We start from the raw sequence: 20,539 nt of genomic DNA, 5'->3' as shown, positions 1-20,539 counted from the left end.
GGCGCGCATCGATCGCTCAGGTCTGCATGACCAGCGACGTCAGTTGGGCTGCGCGCGCCACGTCCGTTTTCGTGTAGATCGACTTGATCTGCGCGCGGACCGTGCCGATCGACACGCCGCGCAGCGCCGCGCATTCCTGCGGCGAACGCCCGTCGCAGCACAGCAGCACCGCGAGATCGGCTTCCGCCGACGACAGCCCGTAGAACACCCGCAAGCGCTGCGCGCGCGCCGACGGCGCACGCAGGTCGGCGGCCGTCATCAGCGCCGCGACCCCGGGCCGTTCGCGCGCGAGGCGCGACTGTTCGGGAACGGGAATCAGCGCAAGCGGCAGCGGTTCGCCCGTCGCACGACGCAGCAACAGCCCGCCGCATGCGAATGCATGACGCCATTGCGCATCGTCGACGCAGCCTTCCGGTGCGAAACGGCCGCTCACGATCCGCAGCGCCGGTTCGGCGGCAATCAGCTGATCGGCCGCGCGGTTCGTATAGCGCAGTTCGCGCTGCGCGCCGAGCAGGAACACCGGCACCGGCACCGCATCGAGCGCCGATTCCGCGGCGGCCACGCGCGCTTCGAGCTCGCCGATGCGCGCGTGGATGCGCAGCGCGCGGCTGATGTGCGCGCCCATGATTTCGATGGTGCGACGCTGCTCATGGGACAGCCCTTGCGATTCGGGGCCGCTCTGTACGCTGAGAAAAGCGCCCGCGCCGTCGCCGCGATGAATGTACAGGCCCGAGATGCCGCCGAGCCCGAACGGCTGCATGAATTCCCGATAGAACACGCCATGTGTGCGCTGCCGCACCGACAGGTGCTTCACGTCCTCGAACCAGCGCCCGACGGGCCAGTCCGCGGCAACCGGCACGACCGGGTCGTACAGGTGGAACTCGGTGTTGTAGCGGTGGAGGCACGCGGCGACCCAGGACGGATCGTCGCCGGCCACCTGCTCGATCGCCGGCAGCCTGGCGGCATCGTCGAACGACAGCAGGATGGCCATGCGTACGCCGACCGACAGACGCAGCCCGTCCAGCACCGTTTCCCATCGTTGGTCGCCCAGCGCCGCAGCGTAGACGTCATCGATCCATGCCGACGGAACCCACCCGTTCATCTGCATCTGGCCACCCCGCGCCGTGCGTTTGTGTCGAACGCCGTTCGGGCATCTTACTCAATCGGCCTCATTGTTCAAATTGCCGATGCAGGTTTGATCGAAATACCACGTTCAATACCGTTTCTCGTCAGACGTAATGGCCGTTTTCGACATGGCGGCGTCATCCGTGTCGACGCAGCAGACGGCCTGCGCAGCGCCGATCGACGTGACGGCATCCGGATAAAGGGACGCGGCCGACGATGCGATGAAACGCGTTTCGCTGCCCGGCCCGACGATGCACTTACTTCATCGTCGCGAACCGCACTTCCATCTCGTCGATCTTCGCGAGCACCGTTTCGCTCAGCTTTCTGACGTGGCGCGGCACGTCGGGGGTCGACAGCAGCGCCTCGATACGCCCGCGCCAGTATCTCGGATGCCGGACGCGCCCCGCGCCCGACATCGACACATCGTCGACGTCCGTCTCGCTGTCCAGCAGCGCCACCATTCTCTGGATGTGAGAGAGCTCACGTTCCACATAGTCTCGTGCGAGCATATTGATTGAAATTCCCCGAAATACGACGTAAGGCCTTCCGTCATCAACGCGCCATCGTCCGCGGCGCCGACGACGCACCGCACACGTTGCGCATCAGCGTACGCGACGACCGTGTCAATCAAGTGTGCGAGCGCGCACAGAGATCGACGAAGGAACGACGGACCTGTTCGAGTGTTCTGGCGACATCCGGTCCCGGTGCCTCGTCGTCCATCGTAGGCGTACGGCCCGGCGACGGCATCCCCAAAAGTGGGGATGCCGGCCGATATGGGCCGGGTGATGACGTCCGGAAACGACGAGGCGCCGAAACGGCCGGCATGGGGTGGCCGGCCGGCGCTGCGCGGTGACGCTGCCGCGCGCTACCGGCGATAGGGCGGCGGCGCGAGTTCGAGCGGATCGGGGTTCAGGCGTACCCACGCCACCGCGAGCCGGCACAGTTGCGCCGGGTCGCCGGATTGCCGCTTGACGTCCTGCACGACGGCCTCCATGTCTGACAAATCGGCCGCCGGCAGCGACGTGCCGGTGCGCACGATCGCCGCGAACGCATCGGCCATCTTCCTGAAATCGGCGTCCCAGTTGCAGCCGCCGTTGTGGTCGAGTTCATGCGCGATGCGGCCCGAGATCCGGATGAGTTCGCCCTGCACCGTCGCCGCGTGCCCCGTTCCCGGCACCAGTTGCGTCCACAACGCCTGATGCTGTTGCTGCCAGGTTCCGGCCGCGACGACGATCGGCGACCGGCCGTCGTGCAGCCGACGACGCGGCGCCGGAGGCACGTCGAACAGCGTGTAGAGCCGGTCCAGCGCAGCGCTCGCCGCATCGACCTCCTGCGGGTTGTAGCGCTCGCGCATGAACTCGAAACGCTCCCCGATTTCGGCGACGCTGGCCTGCATTTGCGGCGTCTTCGCCGCACCTGCGTCGAGCAGCACGTCGGCGAGCGCCACCATGTGCTCGAGATCCGCGTTGCCGCAGGTGCGCAATGCGCGCTCGAGCGGGGTCTGTCCGTCCCGGTTCAATGCATCGACGCGCGCGCCGTGCTCGAGCAGCAGGCGCGCGGACGATGCATGACGCGAGTCGGCCGCCGCATGCAGGGGCGTGCCGATCGACGCACCGTCGTCGTGAACGTCCGCGCCGAGTTCGAGCAGCACGTCGAAGCGGCTGCGCCGGCATTGCACCCGCGCGTGCAATGCCGTGTTGCCGTACGCATCGGCCGCGCCGATATCCGCGCCGTGCGCGACGAGCCAGCGCGCGAGATCGTCGGGACACCGGTCGAACGACAGCGCGGTCCGCTTGCTCGGCCCGCCGCGTGCATTCACGTCGCAGGTGTCGAACACCGCCTGAAGCTTCGCAACGTCGCCTTCGTCGAGCAGCGCGTCGAAGTCCTTCGGCAGCAGCTTCTTTTTTGCTTTCGGCATGGCGGCTCTCCTGCCTTCGATCGCGTCCGTATCGTCGGCCATTCGTCAAAGTGATAACGCGGTTTTGCGTTCGTTGCCGGTGCGCGTGCAACCGGCCGCATCCGTCAGTCCAGCGGCTCCAGCGCCTCCAGCCCCTCCGGGCGGCCGGATGCGCCGCGGAGCTTCGTGATGTTCCAGCGTGCGGCGTCGTTCCAGTCGTAATCCATTCGATAGGAAAACCGGGCATTGGCGCGAAACAGCGCGGCGCGGAATTTCCTGCCGTCGTTCGCGAGCGCGTCGCGCAGTTGCGGCCCGATGCGCATGATCCCGCCGATCAAATCCCGATGCTCCATGGTCGAAACCAGCTCGACGCCGGTCGCCGTCGCATAGGACGCACGCACGCCGTACTGCGCGTCGCCCGGTGCGCTGAAGCACACGTAAACTTCGCGCCAGCCGGGAAAAGCGGATTGCATGTAGCCGATTACGTGCCGGGCGAGTTCGATCACCCGTTCTGTCGCGTCGTCGTTCATCGATCGTCCCCGGAATGAGATCGGAGAGGAGCGTAATCGGACACGGCGCGACGCGTCAATGGCCGCCGGCAAACCGGCGCGCGGTGCGGTCGCCGTATCCGGATCCGTCAGCGATCCCGAGCATCGCCGCACGCGGCCGGCATCGCGTCGCCTGTCGTCCCCTGCATGTCGATTGGCGCGCTTTGCGAGTGAAGTGGCGCGCAAAAGGCGGCATCATGGCGCATCCTCTCCGCCACGGAATCCCGTCCATGAATATCGATACCGACCTGCCCGTCATGGTGACCGGCGCAACCGGATACGTCGCGGGCTGGCTCGTGCAACGGCTGCTCGAGGCCGGCCTGACGGTCCATGCAGCCGTTCGCGACCCCGACAGCCCGGACAAGCTCAGGCATCTCCAGCGCATCGCGGCCGGCAAGCCCGGCACGATCCGCTACTTCCGCGCCGACCTGCTCGAACCCGGGTCGTACGAGGACGCGATGGCGGGTTGCGGGATCGTGTTCCATACCGCGTCGCCATTCACGGTCACCGTTCGCGATCCGCAGAAGGAGCTGGTCGATCCGGCGCTGCTCGGCACGCGCAACGTACTCGAGACGGCCAATCGCACACCGTCGGTGCGGCGCGTCGTGCTGACCAGCAGTTGCGCGGCGATCTACGGCGACAACGCCGATCTCGCCGCGACGCCCGACGGTAGGTTCACCGAAGCAATCTGGAACACCAGTTCGTCGCTGGCCCATCAACCCTATTCGTATTCGAAGACGGTCGCCGAGCGCGAAGCGTGGCGGATCGCCCGCCAGCAGCAACGCTGGGATCTCGTCACCATCAATCCGTCGCTCGTGATCGGGCCCGGCATCAATCCGTACGCGACGTCGGAAAGCTTCGAGATCGTGCGGCAGATGGGCAACGGCGCGATGAAGGCCGGCGTGCCGGATCTCGGCATCGGCGCGGTGGATGTCCGCGACGTGGCCGACGCGCATTTGCGCGCGGCGTTTCTGCCGAGCGCCAGTGGCCGCTACATCGTATCGGCGCACGACACGAACCTGCCGGCGATAGCCGCCACGCTGCTGGAACGGTATGGCGCCGACTATCCGATACCGCGACGCATCCTGCCGAAGTGGCTGGTGTGGCTGGTCGGCCCGCTCGCGAACAAGAGCGTGACGCGCCGCGTGATCGCGCGCAACGTCGGCCTGCCCTGGCGCGCGGACAACAGCCGCAGCCGCAACGAGCTGGGCATCCGCTATCGCCCGCTCGCCGAGTCGATGAACGACTTCTTTCAGCAGCTCGTCGAAACCGGGCAATTGCGGCGATGAACCGCTTCGCGATTTCGCCGGGCTGGCGGGTCGTGATGGTCGACCTCGGCCTGCGCGTCGACGAACTGCTGCGGCGCGCGCGGTTGCCCGCCGATCTGTTCGCGCGGCCGGAGAACGGGCTGACGACCCGCGAATACTTCCGCCTGTGGCGTGCGATGGAAGACATGACGAATGCGCCGGCCGTCGCGCTGCGCATCCTCGATCTGCTCTCCGTCGAAACCTTCGATCCGCCGCTGTTCGCCGCGTTGTGCAGCCCGAACCTGGAGATCGCGATCCGGCGCATCGGCCAGTTCAAGCCGCTGATCGGCCCGATCCGGTTGCACGTGTCGCACGAGGCCGACGCGCTCACCCTCGCCGTCGACTTCCTGGAGCGCGACGTGCCGCCGCCCGGCATGCTGGTCGCGGCCGAACTCGGCTTCTTCGTGAAACTCGCGCGCCTGGCGACCCGCACCGAGCTGCCGGCGCACGCCGTCACGCTGCCGTGCGACGTCGGCCTCGATCCCGGCTATGCGCACTTTTTCGGCGTGACGCCGCGGTACGGCGATGCGCCTTCCGTGAGCATCGCGCTGCAGGATGCGCGGCGTCCGTTCGTGACCGCGAACCATGCGATGTGGAAGATCTTCGAGCCCGACCTGCGCCGCCGCCTCGATGCGCTGTCGGCCGAGGCCGGCATCGTCGAGCGCGTGCGCGCGGCGCTACTCGAATTGATTCCGGGCGGGCTCGCCACCGCGGACGGCGTCGCGCAAACGCTTGCGATCAGCAAGCGGACCTTGCAGCGGCGACTCGGCGACGAAGGCGCGAACTTCAAAACCTTGCTGGCCGAAGTTCGCGAGAAGCTCGCGTGGCACTACCTCGATCGCTCGGCCCTGCCCTACGGTCAGATCGCCTTCCTGCTCGGCTACCAGGATCCGAATTCGTTCTTCCGTGCCTTCAATGAATGGACCGGGATGACGCCCGAAGCGGCCCGTTCGCGGACGGCGCGGTGATCGACGCAACGCGGCCCGTCCGCCCACGCGGCCATTCTGGGTCAGGCAGTGGCGCCGCTGCGATTCAGCCCGAAAATGAAATCGGCTTCGACCGATGCGCCCTTCGGCAATTGCAGCACGCCGACCGACGAACGCGTATGGACGCCGGCGTCGCCGAGCACCGCGTACAACACGTCCGACGCGCCGTCGGCCACCTCGCTCTGCATCGTGAAGCCGGGCGCGCTTCGCACGTACACGGTCATGCGCGGCACCGTCGCGATCGCATCGAGCGTGCCGCACTGCTTGCGGATCAGCGCCAGCGCGCGCAGTGCGGAAATGCCGGCCGCGCGGCGGCCGTCATTCAGTGAAACGGATTCGCCCACGATGCCGACGAAATGCACGACTTCCCCGATTCGCGGAACCTGGCCGGCGACGTAGGCGGTTCTTCCGTCGACCAGGACGGGCGTGTACTTTCCGCCGATCCTGATCGTTTCGTCTGGATCGAATCCGAATTCGGCTGCGACCTGTTTCAGTTTGTCATCCCTGTTCATCAGTGAATTCCCCAATCCCTCTGAAAAAAGATAAAGAATAATTGAGTCTCCAAAGCTTGTCCCGCATGAGAAGATCGGACGCAAACGATCCAGACAAACCACTTCTCAGGTGTTCGAAGCAGTCGTGCATTGCCATATCGGCAATGGAATTCGTAGTCGGAGCAATTTTCTTCGTCATTTCCGATTGAAACCGCTATCATGTATGGACACAACCTGAAGAGTGATATATGGCAACTTACAAGGAACTGAAAGCTCAAATGGATGCTTTGGCCGAGAAAGCCGAAGCAGCGCGTGCCGCTGAATTCCAGGCGATCGTCGACGACATCCGCACCAAAGTCGCGGAATACGGCATTACCGAAAAAGACATTTTCGGTACGCGCCGCGGTCGGCCGGCCAAACAGGCGGGCGCTCCCGTGCAGGCAAAGTATCGCGATCCGAAGTCCGGGGCGACCTGGTCGGGCCGCGGTCGCGCGCCCGCATGGATCAAGGATGCGAAGAATCGCAATCGATTCCTGATCCAGGAATAAGATTCCCGCATGGCCCGGCGCGTGATTCAACACGCTGGCCGGCAATTTGGGCATTGATTGGGGCATCGATACCGGCGGTATTTCAAAGCCGCTCCGGTTGACGAGGTTTTGCCCGATCGGCGTGTCGCGCATCGGTCAGTCCACCGATCGTGCCGCACGCCAATCCTTTCTTCAGCGTTCGTAATAGATGGCAAGCCAGACGGTTTGCACGTCGTCATGCGTCCATGCGACACGATGACGGCAATGCGGCTCGATCAGCACGTAATCTCCGGCGCGCATATCGAGCCGCGTCGCATTCTCTTCGAATTCAAGCACGGCCGCGCCGGACAGCAGCACAACCCATTCGGCCCGCGGGTCGTCATACCAGAACCCGTCCGGGCTCGCATGCCCCATCGATACGATTCGCTCGACGTTCACGCCCGGGCCCGTGACGAGCATGTCGATTCGCTCGTCGCCGCCGCGCCGCCCTTCGACGTCGAATAAATTACCGGTTTGAAGTTGCATGGCTTCGCCTCGTCATTGCTCTTCGGGTAAAGGATGCGGATTTAAAGGCAACGGGAAATATTCGCTGCAGCCTGGCGTCGCCCTGGTTTGCCCGTGCGTCGTTAAAAGCCGTGTCAAAAAGATGAAGAATGACGGCGACTTCACCGGCGCTCATTCGTTGCAGCGATAAAGCACGCATCGGCATTCCGTTGGCGACGCGCGTGCCATCCCGCGCGATTTTTCGGTAAAAGCCGGTCGACATCCTGCCGGCCGCTGCAACGTCGAGCCAGGGCAATCAGCCTCGAACGTTCGCCCGGCAATTCGGCATCCTGCTTGCAGGGCGTGCGTCGATCGATGCATTCTCCATTCGCTGGCCGGCATGAGCAAGCGTCGGGAAGTCCATTCATTCTTTATTTCGATTCGAGGTAGCGTTTGTTCCATCAGCGACAATATGGTCCGGGGCAAGTCGCCGTGGCTCTTCGATACCGTCAAGCTGATCGGCGCGATCTACCTGATCTACCTCGGCGCAAAGATGCTCATGGCGAAAGCCGGCGGCGTGCAAGCCGATACCGCCGTGGCGCCGCTGTCCGATCTCGCCGCGTTACGCACGGGCTTCCTGACCAATGCGCTGAATCCCAAAACCACGGTGTTCATCGTCAGCCTGTTCATGCAGGCAGTCCGGCCCGACACGCCGTTGATCGTGCAGATCGGCTACGGCGTGTTCATCGCGGCCGCCCATGCCGGCTGGTTCAGCCTCGTGGCGCTCTGTTTCTCGGCCACGGCGGTCCACGATCGCCTGCTGTCGCTACGGCACTGGATCGATCGCACGTTCGGATGCCTGCTGGTGGGCTTCGGCGTCGCGCTCGCCATCGCACACGGCGGGCGCTGACGCTTAATGGCGCGGCGGCCTCAGAACGCGCGCGCCGTCGCCCGTGCCTCGTCGATCGCGCGGCTCCGATCGACCTTCCCGTCCGCACCGAACAACGTGCGCTCGACGACGATCCCGGCGACGTCCGTCACGCCCACGAACTTGAGCCACCTTTCCATGTACGGGCGCTGCAGATCGAACTCGGCGGCCGGCGTAAACGACCCCGGCGACTGGTAGGCGAGCCCGCGAGCATAGACCACCGCCGCCTTTTTCCCCGCCAGCTTGCCGGTAAAACCCGCTGCGTCGAACGTGAACAACACATCCTTCTGCGAGATCACGTCGATCAGGTGCTTGAGCTTGTACGGAATGCTGAAATTCCACAGCGGCACGCCGAACAGGAACTTGTCCGCTTCGTGGAACGGCGCCGCGAGCCGTTCGATCTGCCGCCACGCCGCCGCCTGCTCCGGCGTCAACGCCGTGCCGCTCAGCCCGGCATATTTCGCGGCCAGCGCGGCGCCGTCGAATTCGGGCATCGGCAGATCCCAGATATCGAGCTTCCGAATCTCGTGATCGGGATGGGCATGCCGGTACGCGTCGAGAAATGCATCGCACACCTCGATGGACGCCGAATAGGCCTTGTTGGGTGAGCCTTCGATATAGAGAACGCGTGTCATGGCGCCGGTCCTTGCCAAGGGTGACGACGGCGCGCCCAATGCGCGCTCGCCCACCGCGCTTCACAGCCTATCCAGGCAGCCTATAATCCGGAAACGATATTAATTGATCGAATTAACCCGGATTGGTGATGAATGAATCCTCCTCTCGACACGTCGCTGCTTCATACCTTCGTGGCGGTTGCCGACGTGTGCAGCTTCACCCGCGCCGGGCGGCGGCTGAACCTCAGCCAGTCCGCGGTCAGCGCGCAGATCGTTCGCCTCGAGGAACAGGTCGGGCAGGCGCTGCTCGTGCGCAACACGCGCAGCGTCACGCTGACCGCGCATGGCGAGACGCTGCTCGGCTACGCGCGCGCGATGCTCAATCTGAGCGAGGAAGCTCGAGCCCGGCTGGGAACGGGTGACGCCGTCGACGTCAAACTGCGGATCGGTGTGTCGGAGGACTTTGCAGGCGGCTGGCTTGCGGACCTGATGCGCCGCCACGGCGCCGCGCGGCGCGGCCTGCGGATGGATCTGGCCGTCGACATCGGCGACAGCCTGTTTCGACGGCACGCCAACGGCGAATTCGATCTCGTGATCGGCAGCCGGTGCTCGCACTCGGGCCACGGCGCGACGTTGTCGCACGAGCCGCTCGTCTGGGCGTTCGCGCGCCACGAGCCGCTTCCGGAAGGCGACGTGCCGCTCGCGTGCTTCCCCGATCCGTGCCCGTACCGCGGCGCCGCCATCAAGGCGCTCGCGCTGGCCGGCATGCGCTACCGGATCGCGTGCGAAAGCCCGAGCGTGACAGGCATCCGGACCTTCGCACGGGCCGGCATCGCGATCGCGCCCGTGCCGCGCAGCGCGATCGACGACACGCTCCGCGAATTGGGCTTGCCCGAAGGTTTGCCGGCACTGCCGGAGATGGAATTCGTGATGATGCACGACGCGCGGATGCCGGCGGCCGCCGAATTCGCCGCGACGATTCTGGACGAAACGGCTGCCCGCACGGGCGCGGGCAAGCGCGGCCGCGAGCGTACCGGCGGGCGGGGCATCCATGACGCCCCCGCCCGGCTCGAATAGCTGGCGCGAACTACGTTCGAATCACCTCGAAACGCAACCCGGCATGGCGAACCAGACGCTCGATATAGCGTTCGTCGAACATCGTCGCGGGCGTCCAGAAACCGCCGCCGCGCCCGGTCTTCACGCCGTCGCGGCTGCAATCGAGCGCGAGACCGATCGCGGCCTGGCCGAGCATCTTGCCGGTGGAGCCGTAGCCGGGATCGCGATCGCCGGTGACTTTCACGCGCAAGGTTCGCCCGTCGTCGGCGCGGCCGAAGAAGCGCAAATCGTAGCGGCCAGCCTGTTGGGCGTCGATGCTCGGCCCCTCGCCCGGCTTCGGCAGCAGGAAGCGCTGCATCAGGCCGCGCACCGGCCCGATGAGGACACCGATCATGAACGCGCCGAGGCCCGCCACCATCGTCAGCGCGATCATGCGCCCCTTCAGGCCCGCGCCCGTCATCACGGCTTCGTCATAGGTAAAGCGGCTGCCGTACGCATCGCCAGCCAGCGCATTGGAGCGGTGGACGACGCGCTCGTTGATCGCCGCCATCACGAACGGCGCGATCCACGCATCGCAGTCGCGATCGAATTCGGCGGAGCGAACCGCATGCTGCCGTACCGTGAAACCATGCCGTTGCGGACACAACGAATAAGGATCGAGCAGTTCCCGACGCAATGCCGGATCGGCCGCCGCTTCGCGCACGACGTTGATCACGCTGGCCACGGTGCCGCCCGACGCACCGCCCTTCAGCGTTTTGACGCGCATCGTCACGTGAGCGGCCGGCGCGCCCCACTGCCGCCGCGCCTCTTGCTGCAGGAAGAACACACCCATGTCGGACGGCACCGAATCGAAGCCGCAGCAATGCACGATGCGCGCGCCCGATTGCCGGGCCGCGGGCTCGTACTTGTCGATCATCCGCCTGATCCACTGCGTCTCGCCGGTGAGGTCGCAGTAGTCGGTGCCGGTTTGCGCGCAGACCCTGACCAGCGGCTCTCCGTACAGCGCGTAGGGGCCGACGGTGGACACGACCACCCGCGTTTGCGCGCACAGCGCCCGAAGCTGCGTTTCGTCGGCTGCATCGGCGACGATGATCGGCACGGATTGCCCGGCCGCGCCGAGCGTATCCCTGACCTGCCTGAGCTTCGCGTCGGACCGGCCCGCGATCGCCCAGCGCAGCGTGTCGTCGGTACCGGCGGCCGACAGATAGTCGGACAGATAGCGTGCCAATATCTGCCCGACAAAGCTGGTGGCGCCAAATACGACGAGATCGTAGGTCGGTTGGGGCATGGACGACTCCTTCCGTGCGCGCAGGTCGCACGCATCCGTATCGTTAGCGTGGCTTTCCGGGTTCATCGAAGGCCCTTGAAGGCGTCGGCAGATTCAGGACCCGTTGCGCATCCTCGACCACGTCGAGACGCATGATCGTGGATGCGCCGAGCCCGTCGAGCAACTGGCTTCATCCGGGACCGGTCGTAGCCCCCGCCCTCGGGCACGTCGACCGTGTGCGGCCCGAATTCGACCTGTATAAAACGCCTGTCCATGTCCGTTGCCCCTCGTCGATGATCGACCGTGGCAGGCGAGATCCGAAGCCTGCCGATTCGCCGCCGTCAGCAAGCACTCTAAGCTTCAAGTCAACTTCAAGGTCAAGGCGACGAGTAGAGGAATATGTCGGACTGCGGCGGCGCGGCCCGATGGCCGCAGCCGTTTCGTCGCCCGATCATGGGGCTGGCGGGCGTGGCCGATCGAGCTCGCAAAGAAAATCGGGCACCGCTTCCCCGATCGACGCCAGATACGCGACCATCGCACCGGCCACTTTCCGCACCGCCGGACGCGCCGTCATCCGGTCACGCCACGCGAGCAGGTTGGGCGTCTCTCCGGTCATCGGCGCCCCCTTGCGCGCGCCAAACAACTGCGCCATGTAGAACGCGATATCGGCATAGGAATAGGTATCCGCCAGAAATGCGCGATCCGCGAGCACATGCTCCATGCGCCGATAGTATCGTGCCGCTTCGGCGCGCGCGGCCCGTGCCGCCGGATCGTCCGGCGTTGCTTCAAGCCCCATCAGCCGGACGATGTGCGGAAAATAGATCTCGTCGCTGCCATGTTCGAGCTGACGCGCAACGGCGCGTGCCGCCGGTTGCGCCGGCCACAACGCAGGTTCCGGCTGCAGGTCCTCGAAGTACTCGAAGATCTGCGTGGAATCGAAAATCTCCAGCGCGCCGTCGATCAGCACCGGCACCTGGCGCCTCGGGTTGATCCGCAATACATCCGGATGCGTGGGGTCGTAGCCGCGTTGCTGGCTGAACGGCGCCATCGCCAGCTCGAAATCGATGCCCTTCTCGTGCGCCGCAATCTCGACCTTGGCGCCGAACATGCTCAGCGGTCCTGAAATGATTTTCATGATGTGTCTTCGCTTCGACGGAACGGATCGGGGATGCCACAAAGCATAAGCGTGAAAACACGACACCCGATGTCATGTATTTGCGGTAACGTGCCGTGTATGAAAGCGAGCCGCCTGTTGTCGATCATGATGATGCTGCAAGCGCGCGGCCGGATGACCGCGCCGGCGCTGGCCGAAGCGCTGGAGGTGTCCGAGCGCACGATCCTGCGCGATATCGACCAATTGTCGACGGCCGGCGTGCCGATCTGGGGCGATCGCGGCCGCAATGGCGGCTTTCAGTTGCGCGACGGCTGGAGCACCGATCTCACGGGGCTCACCGAGCACGAGGCGCATGCGCTGATTCTCGCGGGCCTGCCCGGCCCGGCGAGCGAACTGGGCCTCGACGGCATGGCAACCTCGGCACGGCTGAAGATGATCGCCAGCCTGCCGCCGGGCGCGCGCGAACGGGCCGATCGCGTCGCCAGCCGGCTGCATGTCGATACCGTGGATTGGTACCGCGCGCAGGAAACGCCGGAATTTCTGCGCGAAGTCGCCGATGCGGTGTGGGGTGCGTACCGTATCGACGTGAAGTACCAAAGCTGGCGCGGCATGTCCCGGCGCGCGCTCGAGCCGCTCGGCCTCGTGCTCAAGGGCGGCGCCTGGTACCTGGTTGCCCGGGTGGCCGGCAAGGCCGGCGCGCTCACCTTCCGGCTGGCGAACATCCGCGAACTCGAAGCGACGCACCGCCGTTTCAGGCGCCCCGCGCGATTCGATCTCGCCGCGCACTGGCGTGACGCGATGAGCCGGTACGAGGCCGATCTCTATCGGCTGACCGCCCATATCGCCGTGTCGCCGCGCGCCGAAACCTGGCTGGCCAACGCGCGGATCGAAACCGCACCGGTATCGCCGGACGCGGGCAGCCCGGATGTCCCGGCGGGATGGAAAGCGCTCCTGATGCCGATCGAATCGATCGAGCACGGTGCACGCAAGCTATTGGGGTACGGCGCACAGGTGAGGATCCTCGGGCCGCAGGCGCTCAAGGATCGATTCATCGACGAGTTGTCGCAGTTGAAAGCGCTTTATCGATCCGGCGACGATTGACGCGCCGCGACCGGCCGCCGTCGACGGCGTTGGCTTATAGTGCCGATTCCCATTCGACGAGGAGAACAGTCATGAAACTGCAGGCCAGCGGTCCGTTCGAAGTGAAGCTGAATCCGGAACCCCTGAGTCACGTCGCGGAAAGCAGCGGGCTCGGCCGCATGTCGCTGGACAAGCAATTTCACGGCGATCTGGAAGCCGTCAGCCACGGAGAAATGCTCGCGTTTCGCAGCAGCGTTCAGGGTTCGGCCGGCTACGTGGCGATGGAAACCGTCGAAGGCGTGCTCGGTGGACGCAAGGGCAGCTTCGTCCTGCAGCACAGCTCCACGATGACGCGCGGGCAGCCGACGCAGTCGATCACGGTCGTGCCCGATTCCGGAACGGACGAACTGCTCGGGCTCTCCGGCGCGATGCTCATCGACATCGACAACGGCCAGCACGCGTACCGCTTCGACTACGCGTTGCCGGACGCGCCGCAATAAGCCCGCACGTCACGCGAGCGCCGCGTCGCGCAGACGGAACTGTGCGACCGCCGCGCTCAGCCGCGCGCCCTGTTCGTCGAGCGACAGCGCCGCGGCCGCCGCTTCCTCGACCAGCGCGGCATTGCGTTGCATCGTCTGCTCCATCTGGATCACCGCGGCATTCACCTGCTCGATGCCCGACGACTGCTCGTCGAATGCCTGGCTGGTTTCGCCCATGATCGCGTTCACACGCTCGACCGCCGCGACGAGTTCGGCCATCGCCGAGCCGGCCCGGTCGACGAGGCCGCTGCCGTCTTCCACGCGTCGCGCGGAATGGCCGATCAGGTCGCGAATTTCCTTCGCCGCGGCCGCACAGCGCTGTGCGAGCCCGCGCACCTCGGTCGCGACGACCGCGAACCCGCGCCCCTGCTCGCCCGCGCGCGCGGCTTCGACCGCGGCGTTCAACGCGAGGATGTTCGTCTGAAACGCAATGCTCTCGATCACGCCGACGATGCCGGAGATGCGCGTGGAGCTGTGCGAAATCTCCGACATCGTCTCGACGACGCGTTGCATCGCTTCGCCGCCGCGCGACGCGATGCCGGCCGCGCCCTCGACATACGTGCGCGCGTCGCGCGCGTTGTCCGCGTTCTGGCGCACGGCCGCCGTCAGTTGCTCGACGCTCGCGGCCGCCTGCTGCAACGACACGGCCTGCTGCTCGGTACGCGCGGACAGGTCGACGTTGCCGCTCGCGATCGTGCGCACGTCGCCGACGATCGTCTCGGTGCTCGCGCGCACCTGGCTTACGGTATCGACGAGGCCGTCCTGCATCCGCTTCAGCGCATTGAGCAGATACGCCATTTCATTCTCGCCCGGGACGACGACGGCGCCGGTCAGGTCGCCTTTCGAGATTTTTTCGAACTGCTCGACCGCGAGATTGATCGGCTCGATGATCGCCTTCGCGAGCACGCGCTGCGCCAGGAACCCGACGACGAGCGCCAGCACCGCGACCGCCCCCATCCCCCACACGATCCGGTGGAAATGTATGCCGGCCGCATCGTAGCGGGCCTTCTGGCGCGTGACCTGGAACGATTCGAGCGCGTCGATCGCCGTCTGGTAGGCGGCGAACAATGCAGGCGGCGCGGTGCGCTGCGTGTCGAGGAAGTTGAATGCGTCGTCGCCGTCGAGCTGCGACAGCGCCTTCAGGAACACGCGGTCGAGCAGCGCGCGCCGGCGGCTCTGCAGCGTGTCGAACAGCGCCTGCTCGCCGGCGTCGCGCACGTGCAGACGCGTGTACGCATCCAGTTCGTCGTTGCTCTGCTTGAGCAGCGAATGAAGTTGCGCGACTTCCTCTTTCGCGGGCTGGCCGGCGCTGATGATCTGCGCGACGTCGCTCATGCGTTCGCGCAGCACCAGCATCCGCTCGGAGCTGGTCTTCAGGTGCAGCAGCGACGCGGTGTCGTCGCGGTACATCGCCTCGAGCGAGCCGTTGCCGACGTAGAGGGCCGCGATGCAGGCGCCGACCACCAGCACGAGCAGCACGGTATAGCCGGCGATGGTCGCGACGAGTCCACCACGGATAGTGAGTTGTTTTCGCATGACGTTCCCTTGAGCCGGCCGGGCACGGCCAGCGGCGGAGTGAATTCCGGAACACGAACGACGCGCGCCGTGGCGCAATACCAGGCGCGGGGCTGCGAACGGGTTAACGGCGCGGGGAACGGGCGGCTTTTATCCGCACGCGACGCGAATCTTGACGATTGCGACAGAGGGAGGCGAAAGCAGCGCGGCTACTCGCCGTCGCCGAGCCTCGAACGAATCTCGTCGGCCGACGGGTCGCGCTGGTGCGTGGCGATCTGCCAAACGTTTCCCCACGCGTCCTTCACCATCGCCCGCCGGTCGCCGTACGGCATGTCGGCGGGCGCTTCCAGCGGAATCGCCTGCGCCGCGAGCGCCCGTCGATAGGTGGCATCGGTGTCCTGGACATACACGTACAGAAACGCCGGCATCGGATCGCGCAGGCCGTCTGCGCCGCTGATCATCACGACGGAGTCGCCGATCCGGATCTCGGCAGGCAAACCGGTACGGAATTCGCCTTCCGCGTCGAACACCGTGCGGATGAAGGCGATCAGGTTGCGCGGATCGGGCACGACGATCCGCGGCGTGACGGTATGCCATCCATCGGGCTGGAATGGGGCCATGACGTGCGACCTCCGACGAGATTTCAGGCTGGATTGTCCTCCTCGAACGGCAGCTTGCAAAGCGGGCATACGGTATCGACCACGCACGTTGACGTGCCTCACTTCAGGTGTCGGTTTCGTAAAACAGGCCGTATTCGCCGTTCGTTCGCCTGATGCGCGCGAAGCCGGATTCGCCCAGATGCATGCCGGCGATCAACAGCCCTTCCGAGCTGACGCGGTCGAGCAGCCGCGAACGCGTCTTCGCCGCTTGCGACGCGTCCTGATCGAATGCAATCGCGACGTCCGGCCGTTCGATCTGGATGTGCGGAAAATGCACGATATCGCCCCACACGAGCAGGCCCTGATCGCCGGATTCGAGCAGGTATCCGGTATGTCCGTCGGTATGCCCCGGTAGCGGTATGGCAGCAATGCCGGGGAGCACTTCGCCTTCATCGAACGTCCGGAGCGCGTCGCTGTAAGCGTCGAATACCTGACGCGCGATCCGGAAATTGCCGCGAGCGCGCTCGCTGGCGTGGCTCAGATTGCCGTCGTCCCGCCAGAATTCGACCTCGCGTCGATGCGCGACCAGTTCCGCATTCGGGAACGCAACGTATCCGTCGGCATTCACCAGCCCGCCGACATGATCGGGATGAGCGTGCGTGAGCAGAACGGTGTCGATAGCGACAGGATCGATGCCGGCCAGTCGTAAGTTGTCCTGCAGGCGGCCGCCCCATTGCCTGATGCCACCGGCCCCGGCGTCGATAAGAATCGTGCGGCCCGCGCCGCGCACCACGTAGCAGTTGATATGCACGGCGGACGGCTCCTGCTGCCCGGCCGCACGCTGCATCGCGGCAGCGTCGGTCACGTCAATATTCGACAGGAAATCGAGGCTGGCCGTGAGGTAGCCGTCGCTGATCGCGGTGATCGTGAAATCCCCGACGCGCTGGCCGGGAAACGTAACGTTGGACATCATGCTTCTCCGCGGTGGCTAGTTTCGGGCGTGAAGGTTCGGCGCGGCATGACCGAAGCAACGGATGCGCGCCTTCAGCCCCGTGCGACGAACGATGGCGCGATCCAGCGCTTCCATGAACGCGTTCATGACCGCGGGCGGCCGGAACGACGCCACGCGATACTGGATTTCCGCGAAAACGGGATGCCCGCACCCATGCCGAACCGCCACGTAAATGACGTGGACGTTCCCGACTTCTGCCTGAAGGACATCCGTACAGAGTTCGATGCAGTCGCCGGACAGTTCGGCGAGGCGCTCGTCAGGCGGCATGCGTTCCGCATCGATATGGAACGTCACGTTAGGCATCGCTGCTCTTCTTCGTCAGTTGCGCCGTCATCGGTGCGTACAGGTCGAGGCCGGCCGGCACGTCGTCGACGAGCGGGGCATCGCGCCGGGGGAGTACCGCAAGCCAGCGGCGCGCCGGACACTGCTCGAGTGCAACGGCCTGCATGGCCAGCGGTTTCAGGCCCAGTTCGATCAGCGAGTCGGGCCCGCTGGCGCTCAGCAGGAGCAGTTCGTCGGCATGGACCGCCGGCGCACGACCGATATCGCTGTAGAGGTTGCGGTGCCAGTCGGTGATGTGCTGCTGCCACCGCGCGAAATTGCCGCCGCCTTTGCGTCGATATTCATCGCCGGTCAGCACGTCGAGGCCGTCGATCGTGTGAATGGCCAGATAAACGGGGCAGCCGCCGCTGATCGCCCTGAAGCGCTGCGACGTATGAAAGCCGGTCACCGAGATGAGGGCCGGCAGCTTGTCGACGCTGTAGAAGTCGTTCCATTCGGCTTCGCTGGCTGCGTCGGCGAAACTGCATTCAACGGTATAGATCATCGGATCGTCCTTCGTGACGAATGAGCATCCTGTGCTTCGAATGCGGGATATTCAGTGCAGTGACGTAATGCTAATCTGCTGTTTTTCGCAGAGATATCGACTTAAAGTCAGCCTTCAGTGATATTTGATCAAGCTGACCGTCGAATGCACCCGACCGGCGAGACCCCGATGCGACGCAAGATCCCGAGCAATTCCGCGCTTCTGGCCTTCGAGGCGGCGGCCCGACACGGCAGCTTCGCCCGCGCCGCCGACGAGCTGGCGCGCACCGAGGGCGCCGTCAGTCGCCAGATCGGCCGGCTGGAGGCGTTCCTCGGCGTGACGCTGTTCGAGCGCGTCGGCAATCGCGTGCGGCTCGCCCCCAACGGCACGCGATACGCGGTGCAGGTGCGCGAGATTCTGGATCGGCTGGAACGGGACAGCCTGTATCTGATGGGGCAGCCCGTCGAAGGCGCGAGCATCGACATCGCCGCGATCCCGACCTTCGCGACCCGCTGGCTGATCCCGCGGCTGAAGCGCTTTCAGGAGCGCCATCCGAACGTCACCGTGCACATCGCCGAACGGATGGAGCCGTTCCTGCTGGCCGGCAGCGGATTCGACGCCGCCATTCATTTCGAACATCCGGCCTGGGCCGGCATGCATCGGCATCCGCTGCTGGAGGAGGTGCTCGTGCCCGTCTGCAGTCCGGCGCTCATCGAACGCGCCGGCGCGAATCCGTCGCTCGATGCGCTGCCGCGCCTTCACCGGCGGCAGAATCCGGACGCGTGGCAGCTCTATGCGCAGGAAACCGGCATCGCGCTGACCAATTCGGCGGTCGGCCCGCGATACGATCTCCATTCGATGCTGATCGAGGCCGCGCTGGCCGGCCTCGGTGTCGCGCTGGTGCCGCGCCTTTACATCGGGACAGAGCTTGCACAAGGGCGGCTGGTCGCACCCTGGCCGGACGGCAAAGCGATTACGAAAAACTTTTGCCTCGTGCTTCCCGAGCCGATCGAATTGAGCGCGGCGCCGGTGCGGGCGTTTGCGGAATGGTTGCTCGACGAGGCGCGGGACGCGGCGCGCTGATGCCGTGCCCGATGTTCATCGCTACACGAATCAGGAGGGCCTTTCACGCATGATGCAGACGGATATCGAGGCACCCGGGCCGGCCGGCCCGCTGAAAGGCACGCTATTGTCTCCCGCCGCGGACGATGTTCCGGTGGTGCTGATCGTGCCGGGATCGCAACGGAAAAACGAGCGATGACGAGCCTGATTCGATTCCGGGTTCGGCCGGTGTATCACGGTAGCGATCTGCTGGTCGAGGTACTCGACGACCATCGCGCAGCCGACTTTCCGGATATCGCCGCGATCCTGCGCGATGCGCTGCATTCCGTCCGGCTCACACATCCGGACGGCCTCGACGACCCGCAGGCCGCCTCGTCGCAGGACCGCTATTTCAGCTATTGGGCGTATGCGCGCGGTCACTATGAAATCGACGACGATATCTGGGGATGGTGCGTCACCGCGCCGGTCGACAATCGGGCCATCGTCGCGGACATCGAACAAGCGCTGCTGTCGACCGGAAAATTCGTCCGGGAAGCCGTGGATTTCGGCAAGTTCGCATAACGCAAACGGCCGCATCCGCCAGCACGTCGAACCGCTCCCCTCTCAGCTAATCCAGGTAGGGCTGTAATACGCCCCCGATCCAGTCCATGAACGCCCGCACGCGCGGCGAAAGATTGCGCCGATGCGCGACGACGAGCGACGCGGCAAGCGGCTCGGGACGCAAGGCCGGCAACACCTCCACGAGCGCGCCGCTCTCGATGTGATGCGCGAGCGCCGAATAGCCGGCCTGGATCAGCCCGATGCCCGCCAGCCCCGCTGCATGATAAGTCTGGACACTGTTGACCTGCATCGCGCTCGGCAACGGTAGCCACGCATAGCCGTCGCCGTCCGGGTATTCCCATCCGGGATGCCGCGCGCCGAGCGTCAGCGTGTAGTGGATCATCTTGTGCCCCTGGCTGTGCAGATCGCCGAGCGTGTGCGGCACGCCATGCCGGGCCAAATAGTCGGGGCTCGCCGCATTCGTCATGCGCAGCCTGCCGAGCGGTCGGGCAATCAGCGTCTCGTCGGCGATCGGGCCCAGCCGGATCACGCAATCGAACCCTTCCCGAACGAGATCGACACGCCGGTCGGTACTGGAAAGTTCCAACTCCAGATCCGGATGCGCGGCCATCAGTTGCGGCAGCGCCGGCACCACGACACTGCGCGCCAGTTCCGTGGGCATGTCCACGCGCAACCTGCCGCGCAACGATGTGCCGCGCCCCGAAAACATCGACTGCAATTCCTGCACTTCGGCGAGCAGGTCGGTTGCACGGGCATAGAACGCGCGGCCGTCCTCGGTGAGCTGCACGCGCCTCGTGGTCCGATGCAGGAGCGCGACGCCCATGTCCCGTTCGAGTCCGCGAACGACCATGGACACGCGTCCTTTCTGAATACCGAGGCTCTCGGCGGCACGCGTGAAGCTCGCCATTTCGGCGACACGGGCAAAAATCAACAGCGCGTCAAGGTTCTGCATTGTTCATCCGGAAAGTAACGGAACGTTCAATCTGCCGTCGTTTATAACCCGATCGCGGCTCGGTAGAGTGG

Annotated in this window: 26 protein-coding genes and 1 pseudogene; 10 read left to right on the top strand and 17 right to left on the bottom strand. The window is 65.5% G+C overall.

Features of this window, described 5'->3' with window-relative positions:
* Positions 1-16: 16 nt before the first annotated feature.
* From CFB46_RS33015 to CFB46_RS36180, 4 genes are all read right to left on the bottom strand, one after another.
* Positions 17-1,102: a helix-turn-helix transcriptional regulator gene (locus CFB46_RS33015; RefSeq protein WP_227789472.1), complete on the bottom strand. Its 1,086-nt coding sequence runs from the start codon at positions 1,100-1,102 to the stop codon at positions 17-19.
* A 280-nt stretch (positions 1,103-1,382) separates the two neighbouring features.
* On the bottom strand, positions 1,383-1,634 hold the full coding sequence (locus CFB46_RS33010) for a hypothetical protein (RefSeq protein ID WP_027786425.1): 252 nt from the start codon (positions 1,632-1,634) through the stop codon (positions 1,383-1,385).
* Positions 1,635-1,990: 356 nt separating this feature from the next.
* A complete protein-coding gene (locus CFB46_RS33005; RefSeq protein ID WP_027786424.1) occupies positions 1,991-3,043 on the bottom strand; it encodes an ankyrin repeat domain-containing protein in 1,053 nt (350 codons plus the stop codon).
* A 104-nt stretch (positions 3,044-3,147) separates the two neighbouring features.
* The gene (locus tag CFB46_RS36180; RefSeq protein ID WP_175888567.1) at positions 3,148-3,552 is read right to left on the bottom strand and encodes a hypothetical protein; all 405 of its coding nucleotides are present in this window, start codon (positions 3,550-3,552) and stop codon (positions 3,148-3,150) included.
* Positions 3,553-3,800: 248 nt separating this feature from the next.
* On the opposite strand from CFB46_RS36180, the gene CFB46_RS32995 reads away from it, so the two are divergent.
* Both CFB46_RS32995 and CFB46_RS32990 read left to right on the top strand, forming a co-directional pair.
* The gene (locus tag CFB46_RS32995) at positions 3,801-4,859 is read left to right on the top strand and encodes an NAD-dependent epimerase/dehydratase family protein (RefSeq protein WP_027786423.1); all 1,059 of its coding nucleotides are present in this window, start codon (positions 3,801-3,803) and stop codon (positions 4,857-4,859) included.
* A complete protein-coding gene (locus tag CFB46_RS32990) occupies positions 4,856-5,845 on the top strand; it encodes an AraC family transcriptional regulator (protein ID WP_027786422.1) in 990 nt (329 codons plus the stop codon). The genes CFB46_RS32995 and CFB46_RS32990 overlap by 4 nt, the downstream gene beginning before the upstream one ends.
* 41 nt (positions 5,846-5,886) lie before the next feature.
* On the opposite strand, the gene CFB46_RS32985 is transcribed toward CFB46_RS32990, so the two are convergent.
* Positions 5,887-6,375 (bottom strand): RidA family protein, encoded by a 489-nt coding sequence (locus CFB46_RS32985; protein ID WP_027786421.1) that lies wholly within the window; start codon positions 6,373-6,375, stop codon positions 5,887-5,889.
* A 227-nt stretch (positions 6,376-6,602) separates the two neighbouring features.
* Here CFB46_RS32985 and CFB46_RS32980 point away from each other — a divergent pair, with 227 nt between their 5' ends.
* Positions 6,603-6,902 carry an H-NS histone family protein gene (locus CFB46_RS32980; RefSeq protein ID WP_027786420.1) on the top strand — a complete coding sequence of 100 codons (300 nt, stop codon included), beginning with the start codon at positions 6,603-6,605 and terminating at the stop codon, positions 6,900-6,902.
* A 171-nt stretch (positions 6,903-7,073) separates the two neighbouring features.
* Here the strand turns inward: CFB46_RS32980 and CFB46_RS32975 are convergent, their stop codons facing one another.
* On the bottom strand, positions 7,074-7,406 hold the full coding sequence (locus tag CFB46_RS32975; RefSeq protein WP_089502461.1) for a cupin domain-containing protein: 333 nt from the start codon (positions 7,404-7,406) through the stop codon (positions 7,074-7,076).
* A complete protein-coding gene (locus CFB46_RS35675) occupies positions 7,387-7,680 on the bottom strand; it encodes a hypothetical protein (RefSeq protein WP_143751685.1) in 294 nt (97 codons plus the stop codon). Before CFB46_RS35675 ends, CFB46_RS32975 begins: the two co-directional genes overlap by 20 nt.
* Before the next feature lie 84 nt (positions 7,681-7,764).
* On the opposite strand from CFB46_RS35675, the gene CFB46_RS32970 reads away from it, so the two are divergent.
* The gene (locus CFB46_RS32970; protein WP_080681421.1) at positions 7,765-8,274 is read left to right on the top strand and encodes a LysE family translocator; all 510 of its coding nucleotides are present in this window, start codon (positions 7,765-7,767) and stop codon (positions 8,272-8,274) included.
* A gap of 20 nt (positions 8,275-8,294) precedes the next feature.
* Here CFB46_RS32970 and CFB46_RS32965 read toward each other — a convergent pair whose 3' ends face one another.
* Positions 8,295-8,927: an FMN-dependent NADH-azoreductase gene (locus CFB46_RS32965; protein ID WP_089502460.1), complete on the bottom strand. Its 633-nt coding sequence runs from the start codon at positions 8,925-8,927 to the stop codon at positions 8,295-8,297.
* Positions 8,928-9,059: 132 nt separating this feature from the next.
* Between CFB46_RS32965 and CFB46_RS32960 the strand changes: the two genes are divergently transcribed.
* Positions 9,060-9,983, top strand: coding sequence for a LysR substrate-binding domain-containing protein (locus CFB46_RS32960; protein ID WP_051421439.1), 924 nt, complete (start codon positions 9,060-9,062; stop codon positions 9,981-9,983).
* A gap of 10 nt (positions 9,984-9,993) precedes the next feature.
* Here the strand turns inward: CFB46_RS32960 and CFB46_RS32955 are convergent, their stop codons facing one another.
* The 3 genes and pseudogenes from CFB46_RS32955 to CFB46_RS32950 all read right to left on the bottom strand — a co-directional run bounded on the left by CFB46_RS32955 (position 9,994) and on the right by CFB46_RS32950 (position 12,364).
* A complete protein-coding gene (locus CFB46_RS32955; protein WP_027786417.1) occupies positions 9,994-11,250 on the bottom strand; it encodes a saccharopine dehydrogenase family protein in 1,257 nt (418 codons plus the stop codon).
* Between the two features lie 43 nt (positions 11,251-11,293).
* Positions 11,294-11,419 (bottom strand): annotated as a pseudogene (locus CFB46_RS36725) (acetoacetate decarboxylase); the annotation flags it as partial.
* A 261-nt stretch (positions 11,420-11,680) separates the two neighbouring features.
* On the bottom strand, positions 11,681-12,364 hold the full coding sequence (locus CFB46_RS32950; RefSeq protein ID WP_027786416.1) for a glutathione S-transferase family protein: 684 nt from the start codon (positions 12,362-12,364) through the stop codon (positions 11,681-11,683).
* 99 nt (positions 12,365-12,463) lie between these two features.
* Here CFB46_RS32950 and CFB46_RS32945 point away from each other — a divergent pair, with 99 nt between their 5' ends.
* Entirely contained in the window at positions 12,464-13,444 is a 981-nt protein-coding gene (locus tag CFB46_RS32945) for a helix-turn-helix transcriptional regulator (protein ID WP_027786415.1), read from the top strand.
* Positions 13,445-13,515: 71 nt separating this feature from the next.
* Positions 13,516-13,923: a DUF3224 domain-containing protein gene (locus CFB46_RS32940; protein ID WP_027786414.1), complete on the top strand. Its 408-nt coding sequence runs from the start codon at positions 13,516-13,518 to the stop codon at positions 13,921-13,923.
* A 9-nt stretch (positions 13,924-13,932) separates the two neighbouring features.
* On the opposite strand, the gene CFB46_RS32935 is transcribed toward CFB46_RS32940, so the two are convergent.
* The 5 genes from CFB46_RS32935 to CFB46_RS32910 form a co-directional block, all read right to left on the bottom strand.
* Positions 13,933-15,498 (bottom strand): methyl-accepting chemotaxis protein, encoded by a 1,566-nt coding sequence (locus tag CFB46_RS32935; protein WP_027786413.1) that lies wholly within the window; start codon positions 15,496-15,498, stop codon positions 13,933-13,935.
* A gap of 188 nt (positions 15,499-15,686) precedes the next feature.
* Positions 15,687-16,166: a VOC family protein gene (locus tag CFB46_RS36720; protein WP_227789473.1), complete on the bottom strand. Its 480-nt coding sequence runs from the start codon at positions 16,164-16,166 to the stop codon at positions 15,687-15,689.
* Positions 16,167-16,200: 34 nt separating this feature from the next.
* Positions 16,201-17,046 carry an MBL fold metallo-hydrolase gene (locus CFB46_RS32920; protein WP_027786411.1) on the bottom strand — a complete coding sequence of 282 codons (846 nt, stop codon included), beginning with the start codon at positions 17,044-17,046 and terminating at the stop codon, positions 16,201-16,203.
* An 18-nt stretch (positions 17,047-17,064) separates the two neighbouring features.
* Positions 17,065-17,391: a hypothetical protein gene (locus tag CFB46_RS32915; RefSeq protein WP_027786410.1), complete on the bottom strand. Its 327-nt coding sequence runs from the start codon at positions 17,389-17,391 to the stop codon at positions 17,065-17,067.
* Entirely contained in the window at positions 17,384-17,914 is a 531-nt protein-coding gene (locus CFB46_RS32910) for a hypothetical protein (protein ID WP_027786409.1), read from the bottom strand. The genes CFB46_RS32915 and CFB46_RS32910 overlap by 8 nt, the downstream gene beginning before the upstream one ends.
* A 168-nt stretch (positions 17,915-18,082) precedes the next feature.
* On the opposite strand from CFB46_RS32910, the gene CFB46_RS32905 reads away from it, so the two are divergent.
* The 3 genes from CFB46_RS32905 to CFB46_RS32900 are packed head-to-tail and all read left to right on the top strand — an operon-like array spanning position 18,083 to position 19,516.
* A complete protein-coding gene (locus CFB46_RS32905) occupies positions 18,083-18,976 on the top strand; it encodes a LysR substrate-binding domain-containing protein (protein ID WP_027786408.1) in 894 nt (297 codons plus the stop codon).
* Between the two features lie 49 nt (positions 18,977-19,025).
* Positions 19,026-19,154, top strand: a complete 129-nt coding sequence (locus tag CFB46_RS35665; RefSeq protein WP_256980743.1) for a hypothetical protein — start codon at positions 19,026-19,028, stop codon at positions 19,152-19,154.
* The gene (locus CFB46_RS32900) at positions 19,151-19,516 is read left to right on the top strand and encodes a hypothetical protein (protein WP_027786407.1); all 366 of its coding nucleotides are present in this window, start codon (positions 19,151-19,153) and stop codon (positions 19,514-19,516) included. Before CFB46_RS35665 ends, CFB46_RS32900 begins: the two co-directional genes overlap by 4 nt.
* A gap of 46 nt (positions 19,517-19,562) precedes the next feature.
* On the opposite strand, the gene CFB46_RS32895 is transcribed toward CFB46_RS32900, so the two are convergent.
* On the bottom strand, positions 19,563-20,468 hold the full coding sequence (locus CFB46_RS32895; RefSeq protein ID WP_027786406.1) for a LysR family transcriptional regulator: 906 nt from the start codon (positions 20,466-20,468) through the stop codon (positions 19,563-19,565).
* Positions 20,469-20,539: the final 71 nt, after the last annotated feature.

The sequence above is a fragment of the Burkholderia sp. HI2761 genome, assembly GCF_002223355.1.
Lineage (GTDB): Bacteria > Pseudomonadota > Gammaproteobacteria > Burkholderiales > Burkholderiaceae > Burkholderia.
The sequence above is the reverse complement of the archived record's forward strand: the minus strand, read 5'-3'. Positions and strand labels throughout refer to the sequence as shown.

Bases quoted from the DNA above. Each gene is read 5' to 3' on its own strand.
- CFB46_RS33015 (WP_227789472.1), bottom strand. From the start codon at position 1,102: ATGAACGGGTGGGTTCCGTCGGCATGGATCGATGACGTCTACGCTGCG.
- CFB46_RS33010 (WP_027786425.1), bottom strand. From the start codon at position 1,634: ATGCTCGCACGAGACTATGTGGAACGTGAGCTCTCTCACATCCAGAGA.
- CFB46_RS33005 (WP_027786424.1), bottom strand. From the start codon at position 3,043: ATGCCGAAAGCAAAAAAGAAGCTGCTGCCGAAGGACTTCGACGCGCTG.
- CFB46_RS36180 (WP_175888567.1), bottom strand. From the start codon at position 3,552: ATGAACGACGACGCGACAGAACGGGTGATCGAACTCGCCCGGCACGTA.
- CFB46_RS32995 (WP_027786423.1), top strand. From the start codon at position 3,801: ATGAATATCGATACCGACCTGCCCGTCATGGTGACCGGCGCAACCGGA.
- CFB46_RS32990 (WP_027786422.1), top strand. From the start codon at position 4,856: ATGAACCGCTTCGCGATTTCGCCGGGCTGGCGGGTCGTGATGGTCGAC.
- CFB46_RS32985 (WP_027786421.1), bottom strand. From the start codon at position 6,375: ATGAACAGGGATGACAAACTGAAACAGGTCGCAGCCGAATTCGGATTC.
- CFB46_RS32980 (WP_027786420.1), top strand. From the start codon at position 6,603: ATGGCAACTTACAAGGAACTGAAAGCTCAAATGGATGCTTTGGCCGAG.
- CFB46_RS32975 (WP_089502461.1), bottom strand. From the start codon at position 7,406: ATGCAACTTCAAACCGGTAATTTATTCGACGTCGAAGGGCGGCGCGGC.
- CFB46_RS32970 (WP_080681421.1), top strand. From the start codon at position 7,765: ATGAGCAAGCGTCGGGAAGTCCATTCATTCTTTATTTCGATTCGAGGT.
- CFB46_RS32965 (WP_089502460.1), bottom strand. From the start codon at position 8,927: ATGACACGCGTTCTCTATATCGAAGGCTCACCCAACAAGGCCTATTCG.
- CFB46_RS32960 (WP_051421439.1), top strand. From the start codon at position 9,060: ATGAATCCTCCTCTCGACACGTCGCTGCTTCATACCTTCGTGGCGGTT.
- CFB46_RS32955 (WP_027786417.1), bottom strand. From the start codon at position 11,250: ATGCCCCAACCGACCTACGATCTCGTCGTATTTGGCGCCACCAGCTTT.
- CFB46_RS32950 (WP_027786416.1), bottom strand. From the start codon at position 12,364: ATGAAAATCATTTCAGGACCGCTGAGCATGTTCGGCGCCAAGGTCGAG.
- CFB46_RS32945 (WP_027786415.1), top strand. From the start codon at position 12,464: ATGAAAGCGAGCCGCCTGTTGTCGATCATGATGATGCTGCAAGCGCGC.
- CFB46_RS32940 (WP_027786414.1), top strand. From the start codon at position 13,516: ATGAAACTGCAGGCCAGCGGTCCGTTCGAAGTGAAGCTGAATCCGGAA.
- CFB46_RS32935 (WP_027786413.1), bottom strand. From the start codon at position 15,498: ATGCGAAAACAACTCACTATCCGTGGTGGACTCGTCGCGACCATCGCC.
- CFB46_RS36720 (WP_227789473.1), bottom strand. From the start codon at position 16,166: ATGCCCGCTTTGCAAGCTGCCGTTCGAGGAGGACAATCCAGCCTGAAA.
- CFB46_RS32920 (WP_027786411.1), bottom strand. From the start codon at position 17,046: ATGTCCAACGTTACGTTTCCCGGCCAGCGCGTCGGGGATTTCACGATC.
- CFB46_RS32915 (WP_027786410.1), bottom strand. From the start codon at position 17,391: ATGCCTAACGTGACGTTCCATATCGATGCGGAACGCATGCCGCCTGAC.
- CFB46_RS32910 (WP_027786409.1), bottom strand. From the start codon at position 17,914: ATGATCTATACCGTTGAATGCAGTTTCGCCGACGCAGCCAGCGAAGCC.
- CFB46_RS32905 (WP_027786408.1), top strand. From the start codon at position 18,083: ATGCGACGCAAGATCCCGAGCAATTCCGCGCTTCTGGCCTTCGAGGCG.
- CFB46_RS35665 (WP_256980743.1), top strand. From the start codon at position 19,026: ATGATGCAGACGGATATCGAGGCACCCGGGCCGGCCGGCCCGCTGAAA.
- CFB46_RS32900 (WP_027786407.1), top strand. From the start codon at position 19,151: ATGACGAGCCTGATTCGATTCCGGGTTCGGCCGGTGTATCACGGTAGC.
- CFB46_RS32895 (WP_027786406.1), bottom strand. From the start codon at position 20,468: ATGCAGAACCTTGACGCGCTGTTGATTTTTGCCCGTGTCGCCGAAATG.